Origin of the sequence: Aliidiomarina soli (genome assembly GCF_003986975.1) — a bacterium.
GTDB lineage: Bacteria > Pseudomonadota > Gammaproteobacteria > Enterobacterales > Alteromonadaceae > Aliidiomarina > Aliidiomarina soli.
Genome location: NZ_PIPO01000001.1, coordinates 746,833 through 761,681, shown reverse-complemented (window position 1 = coordinate 761,681; position 14,849 = coordinate 746,833). Strand labels below are relative to the sequence as shown.

Below are 14,849 nucleotides of genomic sequence, written 5' to 3'. Positions count from 1 at the left end.
GGTATCTTCGAATACATCGAGATCTTTTATAACCGCAAACGACGACACTCTGCTCTCGGCAATATCAGTCCAGCAGAGTTTGAGCGCAAATGCGCATAACAGTGTCTACTTTTTGTGGGTAGGACCAGTTCTTGGTTGACTGTTCGCATGAGTTCCAGAATTTGGTCATTTTCAAACGCTCAGGGGTGAAATGAAATTTAAGAGTAGAAATTTACGCGCGATCGCGGAACTGATTATTGGGGATAAAGAGTTTTTCCCTTACCGCTCAAGCAGCTATATCACTCAGTTCTTTGAAGAGTGTGATTTTGATTTCGTTCACGATGGATCAACGCGTTGGCATTGGACCGCAGAGCGCTTAGACGAGTTGAACAAACCTTTGTCACGGGAAGGCTACGAAGCTTTCTATGGAGAGGATGAACTTCTTTATATTCGTCATATCGGCACAAAAACAATATCACTCACTGCAAACCCACATAGACCGTTTACTCCCAAAGAAATTGAAAAACGTGACCAGCTGATAAGCTACTTGGACAAATGCTCTGAAGACGAACTAATTGAAGACGTTCTTCTACCTCTGTTCAGGCAGTTGGGTTACCACCGAATCACGGCAGCAGGGCACAAAGATAAGGCTTTGGAGTATGGGAAGGACATTTGGATGAGGTTCATCCTTCCCACACAGCATGTTCTTTATTTTGGCATACAGGTAAAAAAGGGAAAACTTGATGCCTCGGGGGCAAGTAAAGCCACAAACGCTAACGTCTCCGAAATCTATAATCAGGTATTGATGATGCTCGGCCATGAAATATTCGATCCCGAAACCAGTCGGCGTGTCTTGGTTGACCATGCATTTATAGTTGCTGGAGGGGAGATTACCAAGCAGGCGAGAAATTGGCTCGGAGGGAAGTTGGACGCATCTAAGAGAAGCCAGATACTCTTCATGGACCGCGAAGATATATTAAATCTTTACATAGCGAACGGCCTTCCATTGCCGCAAAAGGCTCTTCCAGCGACAGAATCGGAGGTTGATGATGATATCCCGTTCTGACTTGGCAATGGAACATAACGAGTGGCAGCAAGGTGACCGCTTTTCCGCCGCGCTGCGGCTCCAAAACGGCACGTGTGCCAAGCGTTAGGTAACTCTAGAAATTATGGACGAATTTGAATATCAAAGAGTAATCGATTCACGATTTGTAGGTAGAGATTCGGAAGTTGAATGGCTCCGCAATATTTTTTTTGGTAGGTCTCATCGAGCTATTGCAGTAACTGGAAGTGCAGGCACAGGAAAAACTAGCCTAGTAAAATATTTTCTTGCATCAAGTCGAATCGCTTCCCAACCATTTTGGTTGAATCTCGAACAAGAAAAAAATACCGAAGAAGCGCTATTTGCTTTTATAGATCAGCTATATGAAAACAGACCTAGTGGTAGTTTTTGTATAGTAATTGATGGTGCCGATGGGCTTAGTGAAGATAACATTAAATTTGCTATAAGTAGAATCTATAACATTAAAGCCACAAGAGGGCTGATTTTTATAGCACGATCTTTGCCGAACTTGGATCGTGTAAGCAAACTAAACTTAGGTAATCTATCTAAGAATTACTCGTTTGAATTGATTAAAGGCCTCTTGGAGAAGGTATTAACTCCAGAACAGTTAGATTTAGCTATTAAGAATTCTCATGGGAACCCGTTGGCGATGGAACTGCTTGCCAAAATGTTAACTGGAGAAGAAAGTAAAGAGATATTAAGCGTATTAGGTGGTCAGCTATACAATTTTTCGGATGGTTTTTTGTTGCCTGAGGAGAAAATTATAACGACCATTCAGCCGACAATAATGAGCGCTACGGATAAACTTGTCGACAGACTGAGAATGCAGCCCGAATCTATATACGACTTATCTTCCCGCCAATTTGAGGAGCTATTGGCAAGCCTTTTATCCGATATGGGTTGGGAGGTAGAGCTTACCAAAGCTACGCGTGATGGAGGAAAGGATATCTTGGCCTATTTGGATACCGATCTTGGAAAAATGCTGTGTTTGGTAGAAGCAAAAAAATACAGAAAGGACAGAAAAATTGGTGTAGATTTGGTTAGGACTCTATACGGTACATTATGTGATCATCAAGCAAATAGTGCGATGCTTATTACGACATCTTCGTTCTCACCTGATGCACAGGCGTTCCAAAAACGCCATGAATATCAACTTCGCTTGAGAGCATTTGGCGATATCGCGCTATGGATTAAGAATTATAAAAACCGTGTTGGATTTACCTAACAAACCGCTCCAGCCTGACGTCTGGTACTCCGCGTCTTTTGTGTTACTCGCTGGCGCTTAAACATTAACACAAAATACGCTCCATACCAGCCGCAGCTGAGCGAGTCGTTAGGTGTCAAAGAGGCATGAAAGCATCAAAACTCAGTCTATGGATTAAAGATATTATCAACACCGATGCTATGACATTTGAAGACGCGTATTGGGGCACCAGACCTTCTGCCAGCGAAGCGGTGCCAGAAATAATTAAATTGCTAGATAAGCATAAAGACCCATATACACGCGGCAAATTGATAGAGCTCCTTGGTGAGTGTGAGGATAAATCAGTAATTCCTTTTTCTTTTAAATGAATTGCTTCATCCAGATGAAGGCATCAGAAACTGGGCAAAGGGCTCAATCGAAGCTCTAGAAAGAGGCGAGAAAAGGCAAAAGAACCCAAAATATTTATGAGCCATCACCTAACAAGGCCATTAAAAAACGCGCGTTGCACGCGCTGGACTCGCAACAAGTTGCTCGCCTTTTATGGCAGCGTTAACTGGCACCCAGTATTCGGACTGATTTATGGAATTCAAAGTTGGGGAATACGTAAAGAAAAACCCAATAACTTGGCAGCCGAATGACTTCGACTCTTGGGGCCGCGGTGTAGGTGTCGGACAAATCGTCGAGCCGCCCTTTGAGATGCCGCACGATCAAGTTGATGTTCGGTGGCCTGGAGGCAGGTGCTTTGAAAGCACACACCAGCTACTACCAGCAACTGAAACTGTGGGTTCTGGCAATGGCAGTTAACAAACCAAGGCAGCGGAAATATTTTGCTTCGCTGCGCTCAAAACGCAAAATATTCCCCTGCTTGGGGCGTTAGGTGCTTATGCAAACTTTCTACAAAGTACGACTTATGTTCGAGTGGGGTGGTGGTTGCATCTGGTGTGGTAATGATGCTGCACTCCAAAGATTTGGTGTTGGACCTATCGAAGAAAAGATATCGCTGTCAGAGGCCACGCTTCAAGAACTCGACACATTATCTACCTGGCACGATAAAGCACTTAATTGGGAATACCCGCCTGACCCAAGTCCTTGGAGTCAGGCGGAATTCAAGGAGTTTGAGGCGGCCGCACTGGCCATGCGGGCAAAACTGCAAGCAGAGCTCGGGGCGAATTTTGAGGTGATTTATGAGCCAATTCCGTGAATCAGCACCTAACAATCGCAGGCACAGCGACGGTTCTTTCGTTGCGGCTTCGCCTTCACTACAAAGCCGCGCGTGCTGCGGGCGTTAGGTGAAAGGGGAGATTAGTTGGAGTCGCTAGGTATCGCAATTCAGTTGTTGTTCGTGCTAATCATGGTTGTAGTTCCTGTTTATTGTGCGTTTCGTAGGTTCTCTTTCCTGAAGTTGAACTTAGTTTCAATTCCAGTAATGTGCTTGATGATTGCTATCGGAGCATACTGGCCGCACTTTTATGCTGATCTTCGACTTTACCTAATGGATTTCGATTTTGACGGTATGTCAGATGTCGAGAGAGCTAGAAATGTTGCACCCGAACTGCGAGAGCTGGCAACTAAACTCTATTGGTCAAATATGGGGATTGGTTGGCCGTTGAAAGCAATGATTGGTATGGTTTTGCTGTTGCCTTACCCAACCGCTGTTTGGGTACTTTCGTTGGTGCTTAGGAAAGTTAGGGACGTAGCTTGTAAGAAGCACACCTAACAAAACCATCCACCAGGTGCCTTCCCGACGCGCCTTTCGTGCTTGGCGCAAGCGCCAGGCTAGCCGTTCCGACATTGAACTACGCAGCAGTGCATTCCTTGGCATGAATGTCGTCCACGACAATCTTAAAACCTACTACCACCTGTCGTAGCTTCGCGTTGTCGGCATATATGAAAAAACGTAATCTTGGAATTGGCAGTTAAAAAAACGCAGTTTGTTGTCCGGGGTCTTGCGTTAGGGCAACCAAGATTAGGCATTGATTCAGCTCCCGAAAAGAGTATGATATTGTCATACCATGCTTTGAGAGGCAACAATTATGAGTATGCACCGGAAAACTATAACGCTTACTGAGCAGCAGGATAACTGGGTGAAAACTCAGATTGAAGGCGGCCATTTCGGCAATGATAGTGAGTATATCCGTGACCTTATTCGAAAAGACCAGCAGGCCAAGGAACGGGTTGCCGTCCTGCGTCAGGCCCTTGCTGATGGAGAATCAAGCGGTAAACCGAAACCGCTCGATATATCGTCTATCAAAGCGGCTGGTCGCAAACAAAGGAAGGCGGCTAGTTAGTGCTAAAGCTAAGCATTACCCCGAAAGCGGAAGCTGATCTGACCGGGATTTGGTTGTTTACTTGTGACGAATGGGGAGCAGAGCAGGCTGATAAATACCTGGATCAGCTTGAGGCGGGCATGAAACAACTGCTTAGCCATCCGCTGCTCGGCATTGACTATGCTCACGTGCTTACCGGCTATCGTAGATTGCAGGTAGAGCGTCATGCTATTTTCTATCAGGTGTTGGAGACTCACGTACTTGTAGTCCGTGTTCTGCACGAGGACATGGATGCTCCCCCAAGGTTGCCGGACTAATGACATTTGTAGTCAGTTGTATCAAATGACTGCTGAAGTAGAGGTTACGCCGCTTTGCCTCAAACTGGCTAATAATCTACATAGGCAGCGGGTACTTGCGGTGGACGTCGGGGCGGTAAACTGAAGCCGCCGCTTTGATAACGCAGATAGAGCATGCCGTTATTCGGGGCAAAGGTGTCCGATCGTTGCGCCGTAATAGTGGCGCCAAGATACCAGCGTGAAGTAAGACGGTACTCAAACTGACCGGATAAACTGTAGTTAAAGCCTGAGCTTGTGCCACCGTTGAAAACCGGCTCGATGGAGCCATTGTTCACGGCCTCCCATGCCTGCTGCTGCAAGTCGGGATCGTTCGGGTAGAAGTCACTGGCGTGCTGACGTGCAGTGGAATAACCACCCGCCAGACGGACACTGTAACTGAGTCGATTACGGCGGCCAAACAGGGTGATGGGTACACTAAGCGAATTGTACTGCGCCGGACTGTAATACCCACCATGGCCAAAGGTATTTTCGCTTAACGTTTTCTGAAAACCCCAGTTGAGGTTGGTCAGGCCAACAGTCACTGCCAGCGCTTCGGTGTCATATGCGCGCAAGTAGACACCATTGTGTGCATACCAGCGCGAATTCGAGGCGACATTATGGCCGGTATAGTATTCGGCACCAGCAACACCCCACCAGCCGACCAGGCCACCCTGATCCCAGCTTAAACTGGTGTACAGCCCATTGCGCGTGACGCCACCCCAGTGTCGATCCGAGTAGGGGTCCCGACGCCCTGCAAAGCTCAGTAAATTAGCACTCTGAACACGGCGCTCGGCACCGGCCCGCCAACTGAAACTGGCCAGATCGCCGTCGACTTCAATCCCACCAACCCAGGTCGAGAGTTCAAATCCGATGGGAGAAACGCCCAAATCAGCCGTTACCCGCGAGCCGGTACGGCTGATACCCAAGGCGATACCCGAATCTTTCGCTTCGCTCTGAATACCGTTTACCGGGCAGTTTTCAAGTACACAGATAAGCCCGCTGCCGACCCGCGGGCGCCAGAAGCTATCGTCGCTATCAAATTCACCGGCTGACACCGAGGTTGGGTCGATGCGCAGTTGCCAGCGGGCACCAGATTCAGTGGTGGGTAAATCGATTCCGATAAGCAGGGTACGTGACTGCCAGTCTGTCACCCCAGCGGTGCCGGAACTGGACTGGTTTTGCCAGGCTAGATCAACCGCATATTCACTGGCCTGCGCCGATCGCTCTAATCGTGAACGGGCATTGCTAACCTGCCAGTCATCGCCACTGCCGTATTGCCAGATAGTGCTCTGGCTTGAAGCGAGCCGTGCTTCGAGTGCCTGCTGGCTCCAGTTTGCAGCGAGCTGGGTTGAGTCAGTGGCTTCAGCAATGCGGCTGGCAGCGAACAGAATCTCGCTGTTATTTTCATTACGGTTTTGTTCCGCGTGTTCGGTCAATAGCTGAATCCGGGGCAGGACCCATTTGTCGCTTGAAGTCGCCTGATCTGCAATAGCATTCAAGGCTCTGGGCTGTTCATTTGGTGCCAGAGTTTGCAGTAACTCAGGTTCATCCCTGAGCGCCTGGCGCCAGTCATTTTGCAGGCGGCTGATGGTTAACTCGGTCTGCACCCGGGACTCGAGTTCGTTGATCGCATCTGTGCGTTGAGCCGGGTTAATTGCACTCAACTGAGTGGCAGCGTCTCGATATCGTTGCTGGCGGGAGAGGGTTAGCGCATAGGCATAATGTGTGTCCGCCGTCGCCTCGGATGTAAGCAGTGGCGCAAACAACGCGCGGGCGGACTGGTGCTGGCCGTCAGCATCCAGTTCGCGAGCGAGGCGGAACATTAGCCAGGGATCAGACGGCGTCAGTTGTTGCGCCTGCTGCCAGAGCTCGACCGCCTGAGCCGAATCGCCGCTGGCATAGACATCATCACCCCTTGTGATCAGCGCCTGAGCACGCAGGCGGTCAACCTCACCGGCAATTCTGGCATACTGGGCCGGCGATAAACCAGCTATCCATGCGTTAAGCGGTGGGGTCAGCTGATTGTCGTGTTGTTGCAGTCGTAACTGAAAGCTCCCCCACAGCGCGGCCTCACTGTCGTTATCGCTGGCCAACACCTGCTCATAAAGTTGAATCGCCTGGGCGCTATTGCCAAGCATTGCCTGCAAGCGAGCCTGACGTAACTGAACTTCCAGTGGCGCTTCGCTGCTGCTGGCCAGTATGTCTAATAAGTGGCGAGCCGATTCCAGATCCGCATTGTCGAGTGCGCTGTCGACTTGCTGCAACCGCCACCAGAATAGGGCGATCTCGCGTAGCTCCATCCACACCTGTTGTTGCGGTGCCAGGTACGCCGCCTCTGAGAACCAGTGGTGGGCTTGCTCGTGCTTGCCCTGGCGCATAGTCGCGTAACCGAGGTTACCGTAAAGTTCTGGGAAGGGGTCTAACTCGCGGTAGGCTTGCTCGAAAATTCGTTCCGCCTGTTCATTCTGCTCCGCTTCCAGAGCGGCCACACCACGCAGATAACGTTGGTAGGCCGGGTCGCTTTGACGTTCCTGTAGCGCCTCATAGCTGCGTTGGAAGCGCGCGTAGTTTGCCGCTATCTCATCGCTGTCGGGGTGCAAACTGGTTAATCTCGTAAACAGTTCAAAGTATTGGTCTGTCAGCGGCAATGTAGAGTAAAGCCGTTGCCAAAGCCCGAGTGCTTCGCGGCCAAACACCGGGTCGGTGGTTAATTGAGTCAGGGCTGCTAAGTGCTCAGGTGTCAGCGAGTCGTTCAGATAATGCATGCGGTAGAGCGCAATTTCGACCCGGCCGTTGTAAGGGTACCGGGCATGCAGATCCTGCAAGGCATCCACGGCAGTTTCCGATTCGCCGGCCAGGCTGCGTGCTTGCCAGTAATCAATGGCGAGCCCTGTTTGCCGGGGAGGGGTCGGAAACACACTTTGATACTGCTGCGCCGCCTGCTGGTATTGACCAGCAAGGAACAATAGCCGTGCTTCGCCCAGCTTTGCGCCTGATTCGCTTTCCAGCTTAAGTGCTTCAGTGGCGCGCGCGGTGACCGGATGATCCGCCGCTATTGACTGCAATTGTTCGACGTAGCGGCGGGCGCTGTCGAGGTCATTGCGTTGCAACGCAAGCGAGAAACTAGCTTCAATCAGATAGGGATTATTGGGGTCGACCCGTAGTAGCTGTACTAACATCGGCTCCATGCGGTCCGGACGGCTGCGCTGGTACCAGAGCGAGAGGTTGTCCTCAAGCAGGCGCACGGATTCGCGTTGCAGCGAATTCTCTGCGGCGGCCTGAGTACTCAGCGCAAGCCAGCCTATTAGTACAAGCAGGCTAGCAGTTTTCAGCATGCCAGTTAACCTCAAGGGTGCCGTTGTTGTTGAAGGCGAAGCATTGCTGAGCAGCCAGCCCAAACAGGATCAACATACTGTCATAGTAACGCTGGTCGTAACCGGCAGCACCGCGGGCGAGCAGGCGTTGATACTGCAGGCTTTCCAGTTCCGGGTCAAAGCGACTCAGGTACGGGGCGAGGGCAATTGAAAACCCAATTGGTCCCGTCCCCGAGGTCTGCCCATTGGGGTAAATATGCTCGGGTGGCGTTTGCTGCTGTTCGATGTAGTCAACCAGTGGCTGAGTCTTGTCCAGTAACACCTGAACCTCAGGGCTGGCATTCGACCGAGTGGCATCAAGGTGCAACCATAAGTAGGTGCGGATCGCATCATAGCTGCCATGCAGCGCGTCCTGGTTAATCACGTTGAGGTCATAGTCGAGACTTACCCAGTCGCTGAAGAAGCCGCCAAACACATCGGCATTCGCGCTAAGCTGACGCAGACTGCTTTGGTAAATAACCTGCCAGCGCTCGTCGTCGAGTATATGAGCCAGTCCGGCAAATACACTTAAGCTGAAATAGCTTGGGTTTAAGGTCACCCGCTCTGACTTAACAAAGCCGCAAGGGGCCGGCAACAGCACAGTCTCGTCGCCAACTTCCGCAACTGACTCACGCAGGATGCGCGATGCAAGCAAACTACCAAGCTCTCGGTAATCGGCTCTGTCCCACAAGCGGCCTGCCTCCAGTAGTGAGAACGCCATCCAGACGTCAGCGTCGGAGGCCGGGTTTGAATCAAGAATACCCCAGCGGTCGGTGTCTTCGTCGTAGCCCCATTGCCAGGCGGGCAGTTGTGCATCCAATCCGGCCGGTGCGAGGTTGTTTTCAGTCCATTGCAGTAGGCGCTGGAAGGTCGCCTGATCATTGGCGACCAGGGCGAAAAACATGCCGTACGACTGTCCTTCGGAGGTGGAAATACTTCCCTCTGAACCAAGGTCAATCACGCGCCCGTCTTCACTGACAAAATCATCGACCAGGCGCTGCCAGTGGTAAGCAAAGGTAACCTCATTGTCGACCGTTGGTGGCGGCTGGAACTTATAGTCCCGCGTGCTGCCGCCGTTATCGGCGCAGGCACTCAGCAGCAGGCTGCAAAGCGAGGCGACTATCAGTGTATTCCGGCTAAATATCTTCATGAGTTAGCGGCCTGTCGTTTCTGTGCGATCCGCGCCAGGCCTGCGTACACCATTAACGCAATTAAAATGACCGCAAGCAGGGCAAAGAAGACAACCACCACCGGGTGCTGCGCCACATGATAGGTCATTCGGTTCCACCAGCTAAGCTCACCGACATAATAGGGTGAACGGGGCTCATAACTGACAATGCGCGACGGCGTGAGCATCGTTAAGAAGCCATCGATCTGGTCGCTGAGCTCGGCCGACGTAAGCACCTGGCGCAAGCGAGATAAATACTCATCTTCAGATGCCAGTAGTGCAACCACACTTCGCTCATCGCTTAACGGAGACTCAAAGGCAAGAAAGGCAGCGCCCGGGCCATCGCTGGTAAAGGTCAGGTCAGCACCGCTAAGGGTGTCAGGATGCCCAGCCAACTGCTGGCCGCGCAACTGGCGCTGCAGCGTGTTCTGGCCAAAGCGGTTGCTGAATTGCTGCAAGGCGTAATGGCTAATCAGGACAAAGTCTTTCTCGGCACGCTTAGTGTCAGGCTGGTAGTCGTCAATCGTACTGACCTGCAACAACACACCCGGGTAGCCGGTTGATGCACCCATATGAGCAACGGTGTCGAGCAGCGTGATCATTTGCTCTGAGCTGGTTAAATCACCGAGTAAAAAGACACTCTGCGAGAGGTCATCGTAACGGGTGAACGGGAACCCGGCCTTGGCAAATAAATGCAGATTGGGCAGTGCGGTGTAATGGTGGTAGCCACGCAGATCAATGGTGGAATTGCCATCAATCACACCCATGGTGTTGTTCGCAGGCTCGTAGTCACAGCCGCCAATGGGCCGCGGGAATGAATACTCGAGACTCAGGTTATTGATAGTGGATAGCTGAAACGCCGGTAACTGCAGGCGGTTGGCGTCATTAATATCGCTCACCAAAGGAATACGCACGCGCTCGGTGGAGCTTTGCCGACCGGACTGGTTCAGTGTATAGGCCTGAGTAAACTGCCCATTGATGAACACGCGCAAACGGCTTTCATCTGCTTGCACAGGGGGCGTGTAACGAAAACGAAGGTCAATCGGAATGCCGTAGCGTTGCCAGGTAAAGAGATCAGGCGGTAAGCGCAAGCCGACATTGATCGGTGCCGGGCGGTACCCTTCACGTTGCAACTCCGAGGGGTGGCTTACGAGTTCGCTAAAGGACACCCTGCGTTGCGTGCTGACCCAGTTTGGAGCGGCGTAAGGCTGACGAGGATCAATAGTTTGCGGGCGCAGGTCAGCCTGGTCACCACTTAGGCCAGCGCGGGTCAGCACCAGTGACTGTGCGGTTTGCTTTACTTCGCTGTCATCAGACCCGGTCACCAGCATCACTTTGTAAGCAGGGTGCTGCGGGTTATCGGTCATCAGCACTGCACCCGCATCCGGCGTTTCGACTGGCAGCCCGAGTTGGTCTAATTCAGCGTGTGTTGCAAACACAATACTATGGTACTCAGGCCATTCCGCGTCATCGTTCAATGCAGTGTAGGTAATGTCGAGATCGCGCCAATCGGCCTGGGCACCGAAATAGCCAGCGACCATTGCCATGGCTTCGGCTTTGCTGCTGGAAGGCTGCTCAGGGGTGAGTAAATTAAGCTGCACTGGGTCAAAGCTGCGTTCATCGAAAAACGGCTCAGGGAAAAAAGCCAGTTCGTTTTCCAGTCGTAGCTGTTGCTTGGTTAGCTCCAGGGTACTGGCGCCGGACATTTCTACCCAGGTGCCTGGCGATGCGGCACCGCACTGCATGGCCGCGCGGCCAGCAATCAGCTCAATGCTAAGTTCATTGTAGGTCGAGAAGTAATGCGGTTCGATATCGAATTGGTAGCGGGTCAACTGACTTTCATCATCACTGCGAACGCTGCGCGCGCCAATCGTCTCGCCATTCAGGTTAATCACCAGCTGTGCGGTATCGCTTTCAATCAACGGCGAACTGCGCACCAGCAGGGTAAGTGAAGCCGCGGTTACCAGTTCATCGATACGACTACCGAAGGCCACAGTAACGACAGGGTTCTGGCCGCTGATGCGTAGGTTATCGAGGTCAAAGTCGCGCAGTTCGATACTATCCAGCCGGGTCGGCAGCCTGTCCTGCGCCTCGCTGGCCGTCTCATCCTGACTAAACGACGGCAGCGAGACCGTGGCCAGTACGGCGAATGCAAACACGAAAGACAGATACGAATTAACCATTGTCAGAAACCTTTTTGCCAGGAGTGCGTGGAAGTACGCTTTTACATTTTGCCCAGAACCTGATGATGACACTGATAACCGGGTTTAAAATTGGGGTGAATTGATTAACCAGTCGTTTGTAGCCTTCAAGGCTAATGGTGATCACTTCACCAAAACTGGTAACAGGTGAATCTTTTTGCTCTGGCCGCCAATCGGTCCATGCATCCGCACGCGAGAAGGTTGCTGTTATAAAGCTCTGCTCCTGCGCCAGGCTGGCAAAGCGAAATTGGACGCCCACTTTGTTTTTACGAACACTCACCACGTCCGCGTTAAAGGCATTTTCCGTTTCTGCGCTGATTAATGCAACTTGTACCTGGCTACCCGGTTTGATAGTGACCCCGTCAGGGACGCTTAAACCGGCACCATTGTCAGAGAAATCATCGAGGGTAACCTGATAACTGTGGCCACTGTCGGTAATCAGGGTGGCGGGTCGGTTAACTGAGATACGGTGCGACACACGCACCTGTTTTGCTTCTTCGGCAACTGAAATGGCGCCGCCAAGAATAATCAGGTTGTAAGTCAGCCAGACCAGGTTCAGGGCAATACTAAGGTATTCATTTGAGGGGCCATTCATGAGGCGCCAAATACCGAAGGCGGCCCCAAGCAGACTCAAACTGATCAGGATCAGGTAAGGGCTGGAGATTTTCCAGTCGTAAAACTCTGATTCATTCAGTCCGCCTTTTTCAGTTACGTTGAACTTGCCCTGTTTGGGCGCAAATAAGGCCACGGTGGTTGGGCGCAGAATATACCAGGCCAGGACGGTTTCATACATTTCGGCCCAGAATGAATGCCGATAAGGACCCTGATGGCGCGAATTGGTTAAATAGGAATGCACAATATGGGGCAGCGCATAGGCCGCGATCATAACCGCCGGGGCAAAAATGATATAGGCACCGAACAGCAAAAAGGCTAACGGAGCGAGCATAAAGATCATGCGTGGAATGCCATTAAAGAAATAGAGCATCGCATTGGCGTAGCATAGCCGCTGGCCGAGGTTAAGACCCTTACCAAAGAGCGGGTTATCGAGGCGGAAAATCTGCGCCATGCCTCGTGCCCAGCGAATACGCTGACCAATATGGCTGGATAAACTCTCGGTCGCCAGGCCAGCCGCTTGCGGAATATTAAGATAGGCCGAGTTATACCCCAAGCGGTGCAGTTTCAGCGCGGTGTGGGCATCTTCGGTAACGGTTTCGGTTGCGATACCGCCGATCTCTTCCAGTGGCCCACGCTTTAAGACCGCGCATGAACCGCAGAAGAACGACGAGTTCCATAAGTCATTGCCGTCCTGAATCAGGCCGTAAAAGAGTTCGTTCTCATTTGGTTTGGAACGGAAAATAGACAGGTTGCGCTCGAAGGGATCAGGCGAGAAGAAATGATGCGGTGTTTGCACCAGTGCCAATTTGGGATCTTTCAGAAACCAGCCCATGGTCATTTGCAAGAACGAGCGGGTAGGGATGTGATCACAGTCGAAAATAGCGATGTAGTCGCCGCCGGTTTTGCCCAGTGCATGGTTGAGGTTACCGGCTTTGGCGTGGCTGTTGTCCGGGCGCACCATATAGTCTACCCCGGCTTCATCACAGAACTGGCGGAACTCGTCGCGCTTACCGTCATCCAGAACATAAACGTTGAGTTTGTCCTTCGGCCAGTCGATGGCCAGTGCCGCCAGAATAGTCGGGCGAACCACTTTGAGCGGTTCGTTGTAACTGGGGATGAAAATATCGACACTGGGCCATTCGGTAAGGTCGTCAGGCAGTTTGGCCACGCCCCGTTTTAATGGCCAGGCGGTTTGTATATAACCAAGAATAAGAATGGTCCAGGCATAAATTTCGGCACTGAGCAGAATAATCGCGAAGGTGGCGTCCAACGGCACATCCCAGTTAATGGTCTGGGTCACCCGCCACCACAGATAGCGCGAGCTGACCAACACTGAGAGCACAATCATCAGTAACAGCGGCAGCCGCCCCGAGGTATCACGAACCCACAGCGCAACCGCCCAGAACGCAAGCAACATAAGCGCCTGTGCGCTGGCATCCATAGGCAATGAGATGGTAAAGGCTACAAACAGCGCTGATACCACGGTTAACGCCACACGCATCAGGGTCGAGCGCAGTAATTTGGGGGCCAATGCGGTTAGCGCACTGAACGACGAACTGGTCAGGCGCTGTAATAGTCTCACCGGTCGTGCATTCCGGGCCTGATAGGCCGACAGCTTGAGTGCGGTAAAACGTTGGTTATCGGCTTTTTGCCGCGGCGCCCGGTTGGCAAAAACCAGCCAGACTACCTGAATGACAATGCGCAAGGGGTCCAGTAAGGACCAGCGTTGGCGCGCTACATGAGGAAACCAGAAACGTGCCTGCAGGCCCTGCATCGAGGTGCGTTTAGACAACAGCAAGAGCCCTATGAGGGCAGCACTAAGCACGCCGACTGAATGGGTTTTTGAATGGTTGCGACGCAGGGTTTTCCACTGTGCCTGCAGTGTCTTTAGCACACTCATTCAGCCACCTTCACTTCAGCACCGTTTTTAGCCACAGTGCGAGGGCTTCAAAATCGCCGGCGGCGCGTGAGGCGATGGCGTAATCGACTACGGGCTGCTGCGTAGCGAGCGCCTCAGGTACATGCTGGTCATGGTGAACCATCATCGGCGCAAGAATACGGGGGTTCAGTTCTGCTTTTAACAGGTTAAGGATGTCTTTGTTCAAGGTTAAATTAGGCGCCACTTTATTAAACACAAAATACACCGAGGAAAATGACAGCGGCGCGTTCTTTAAGTCCCGAGATAACGCCCGGTAAAGGTAGGCGTAGGTTAAAGGCGCTGGTTCAAGCACGCACAACAGGATATCAAGGCTGTTTTGCAGCGCATCGAGGTGGTTCAGATCCTGAGTGCCGAGGTTAATACAGCAATACGTATAGTCATCCGGCAGTCGCTCAAGTACCTGCGTCAGTTGCGAACCTGTTGCAGGCTCGCCTCTGTCGAGCTGAGAGCTGGCGCCCTGCAGGCTCTCTCCATGAGGCAGGCTCTCTCCGTAAGGCAGGTAATGAACACCGGATGGATACTCGAATACCTCCAGTGGATCCTGGTTTATCAGACCGCGACGGTCCTCTAACGGCATGCCAAAATGCAGCCGCAGCATATTTTCTGGGGTTAAGTCCACCGCCAGCGTAGGGGAGGCCGCCGTCGCCAGCTCATTAGCGAGATTCGCACACAGTGTTTTCGCGCCCGCCCCGGGAGTCAACGAGACAATACCAATCGAAAGCATA

Annotated in this window: 12 protein-coding genes; 7 read left to right on the top strand and 5 right to left on the bottom strand. The window is 51.9% G+C overall.

Features of this window, described 5'->3' with window-relative positions:
• From CWE14_RS03730 to CWE14_RS03700, 7 genes are all read left to right on the top strand, one after another.
• Positions 1-99, top strand: a 99-nt coding sequence (locus tag CWE14_RS03730) for an IS3 family transposase (protein ID WP_133306997.1), incomplete at its 5' end; no start/stop codon positions are given.
• 91 nt (positions 100-190) lie between these two features.
• Entirely contained in the window at positions 191-1,045 is an 855-nt protein-coding gene (locus CWE14_RS03725; protein WP_126798126.1) for a PDDEXK family nuclease, read from the top strand.
• Between the two features lie 103 nt (positions 1,046-1,148).
• Positions 1,149-2,267 (top strand): restriction endonuclease, encoded by a 1,119-nt coding sequence (locus CWE14_RS03720; RefSeq protein ID WP_126798125.1) that lies wholly within the window; start codon positions 1,149-1,151, stop codon positions 2,265-2,267.
• 125 nt (positions 2,268-2,392) lie between these two features.
• Positions 2,393-2,614 (top strand): HEAT repeat domain-containing protein, encoded by a 222-nt coding sequence (locus CWE14_RS03715; RefSeq protein WP_126798124.1) that lies wholly within the window; start codon positions 2,393-2,395, stop codon positions 2,612-2,614.
• Between the two features lie 515 nt (positions 2,615-3,129).
• Positions 3,130-3,447, top strand: a complete 318-nt coding sequence (locus CWE14_RS03710; RefSeq protein WP_126798123.1) for a hypothetical protein — start codon at positions 3,130-3,132, stop codon at positions 3,445-3,447.
• 832 nt (positions 3,448-4,279) lie between these two features.
• Positions 4,280-4,534 carry a type II toxin-antitoxin system ParD family antitoxin gene (locus tag CWE14_RS03705; RefSeq protein ID WP_126798122.1) on the top strand — a complete coding sequence of 85 codons (255 nt, stop codon included), beginning with the start codon at positions 4,280-4,282 and terminating at the stop codon, positions 4,532-4,534.
• Positions 4,534-4,830 carry a type II toxin-antitoxin system RelE/ParE family toxin gene (locus CWE14_RS03700; RefSeq protein ID WP_126798121.1) on the top strand — a complete coding sequence of 99 codons (297 nt, stop codon included), beginning with the start codon at positions 4,534-4,536 and terminating at the stop codon, positions 4,828-4,830. The genes CWE14_RS03705 and CWE14_RS03700 overlap by 1 nt, the downstream gene beginning before the upstream one ends.
• Positions 4,831-4,898: 68 nt before the next feature.
• Here CWE14_RS03700 and CWE14_RS03695 read toward each other — a convergent pair whose 3' ends face one another.
• Genes CWE14_RS03695 through CWE14_RS03675 form a run of 5 tightly spaced genes read right to left on the bottom strand, consistent with a single transcriptional unit; the run spans position 4,899 to position 14,848 of the window.
• Complete coding sequence (locus CWE14_RS03695) at positions 4,899-8,183, bottom strand: cellulose synthase subunit BcsC-related outer membrane protein (RefSeq protein ID WP_126798120.1); 3,285 nt, start codon at positions 8,181-8,183, stop codon at positions 4,899-4,901.
• Entirely contained in the window at positions 8,167-9,351 is a 1,185-nt protein-coding gene (gene bcsZ, locus CWE14_RS03690; RefSeq protein WP_126798119.1) for a cellulose synthase complex periplasmic endoglucanase BcsZ, read from the bottom strand. Before bcsZ ends, CWE14_RS03695 begins: the two co-directional genes overlap by 17 nt.
• Positions 9,348-11,552 carry a cellulose biosynthesis cyclic di-GMP-binding regulatory protein BcsB gene (gene bcsB / locus CWE14_RS03685; protein WP_126798118.1) on the bottom strand — a complete coding sequence of 735 codons (2,205 nt, stop codon included), beginning with the start codon at positions 11,550-11,552 and terminating at the stop codon, positions 9,348-9,350. The genes bcsZ and bcsB overlap by 4 nt, the downstream gene beginning before the upstream one ends.
• Positions 11,545-14,085, bottom strand: a complete 2,541-nt coding sequence (gene bcsA, locus CWE14_RS03680; protein ID WP_126798117.1) for a UDP-forming cellulose synthase catalytic subunit — start codon at positions 14,083-14,085, stop codon at positions 11,545-11,547. The genes bcsB and bcsA overlap by 8 nt, the downstream gene beginning before the upstream one ends.
• A gap of 10 nt (positions 14,086-14,095) precedes the next feature.
• Positions 14,096-14,848: a cellulose synthase operon protein YhjQ/BcsQ gene (locus tag CWE14_RS03675; protein ID WP_126798116.1), complete on the bottom strand. Its 753-nt coding sequence runs from the start codon at positions 14,846-14,848 to the stop codon at positions 14,096-14,098.
• Position 14,849: the final 1 nt, after the last annotated feature.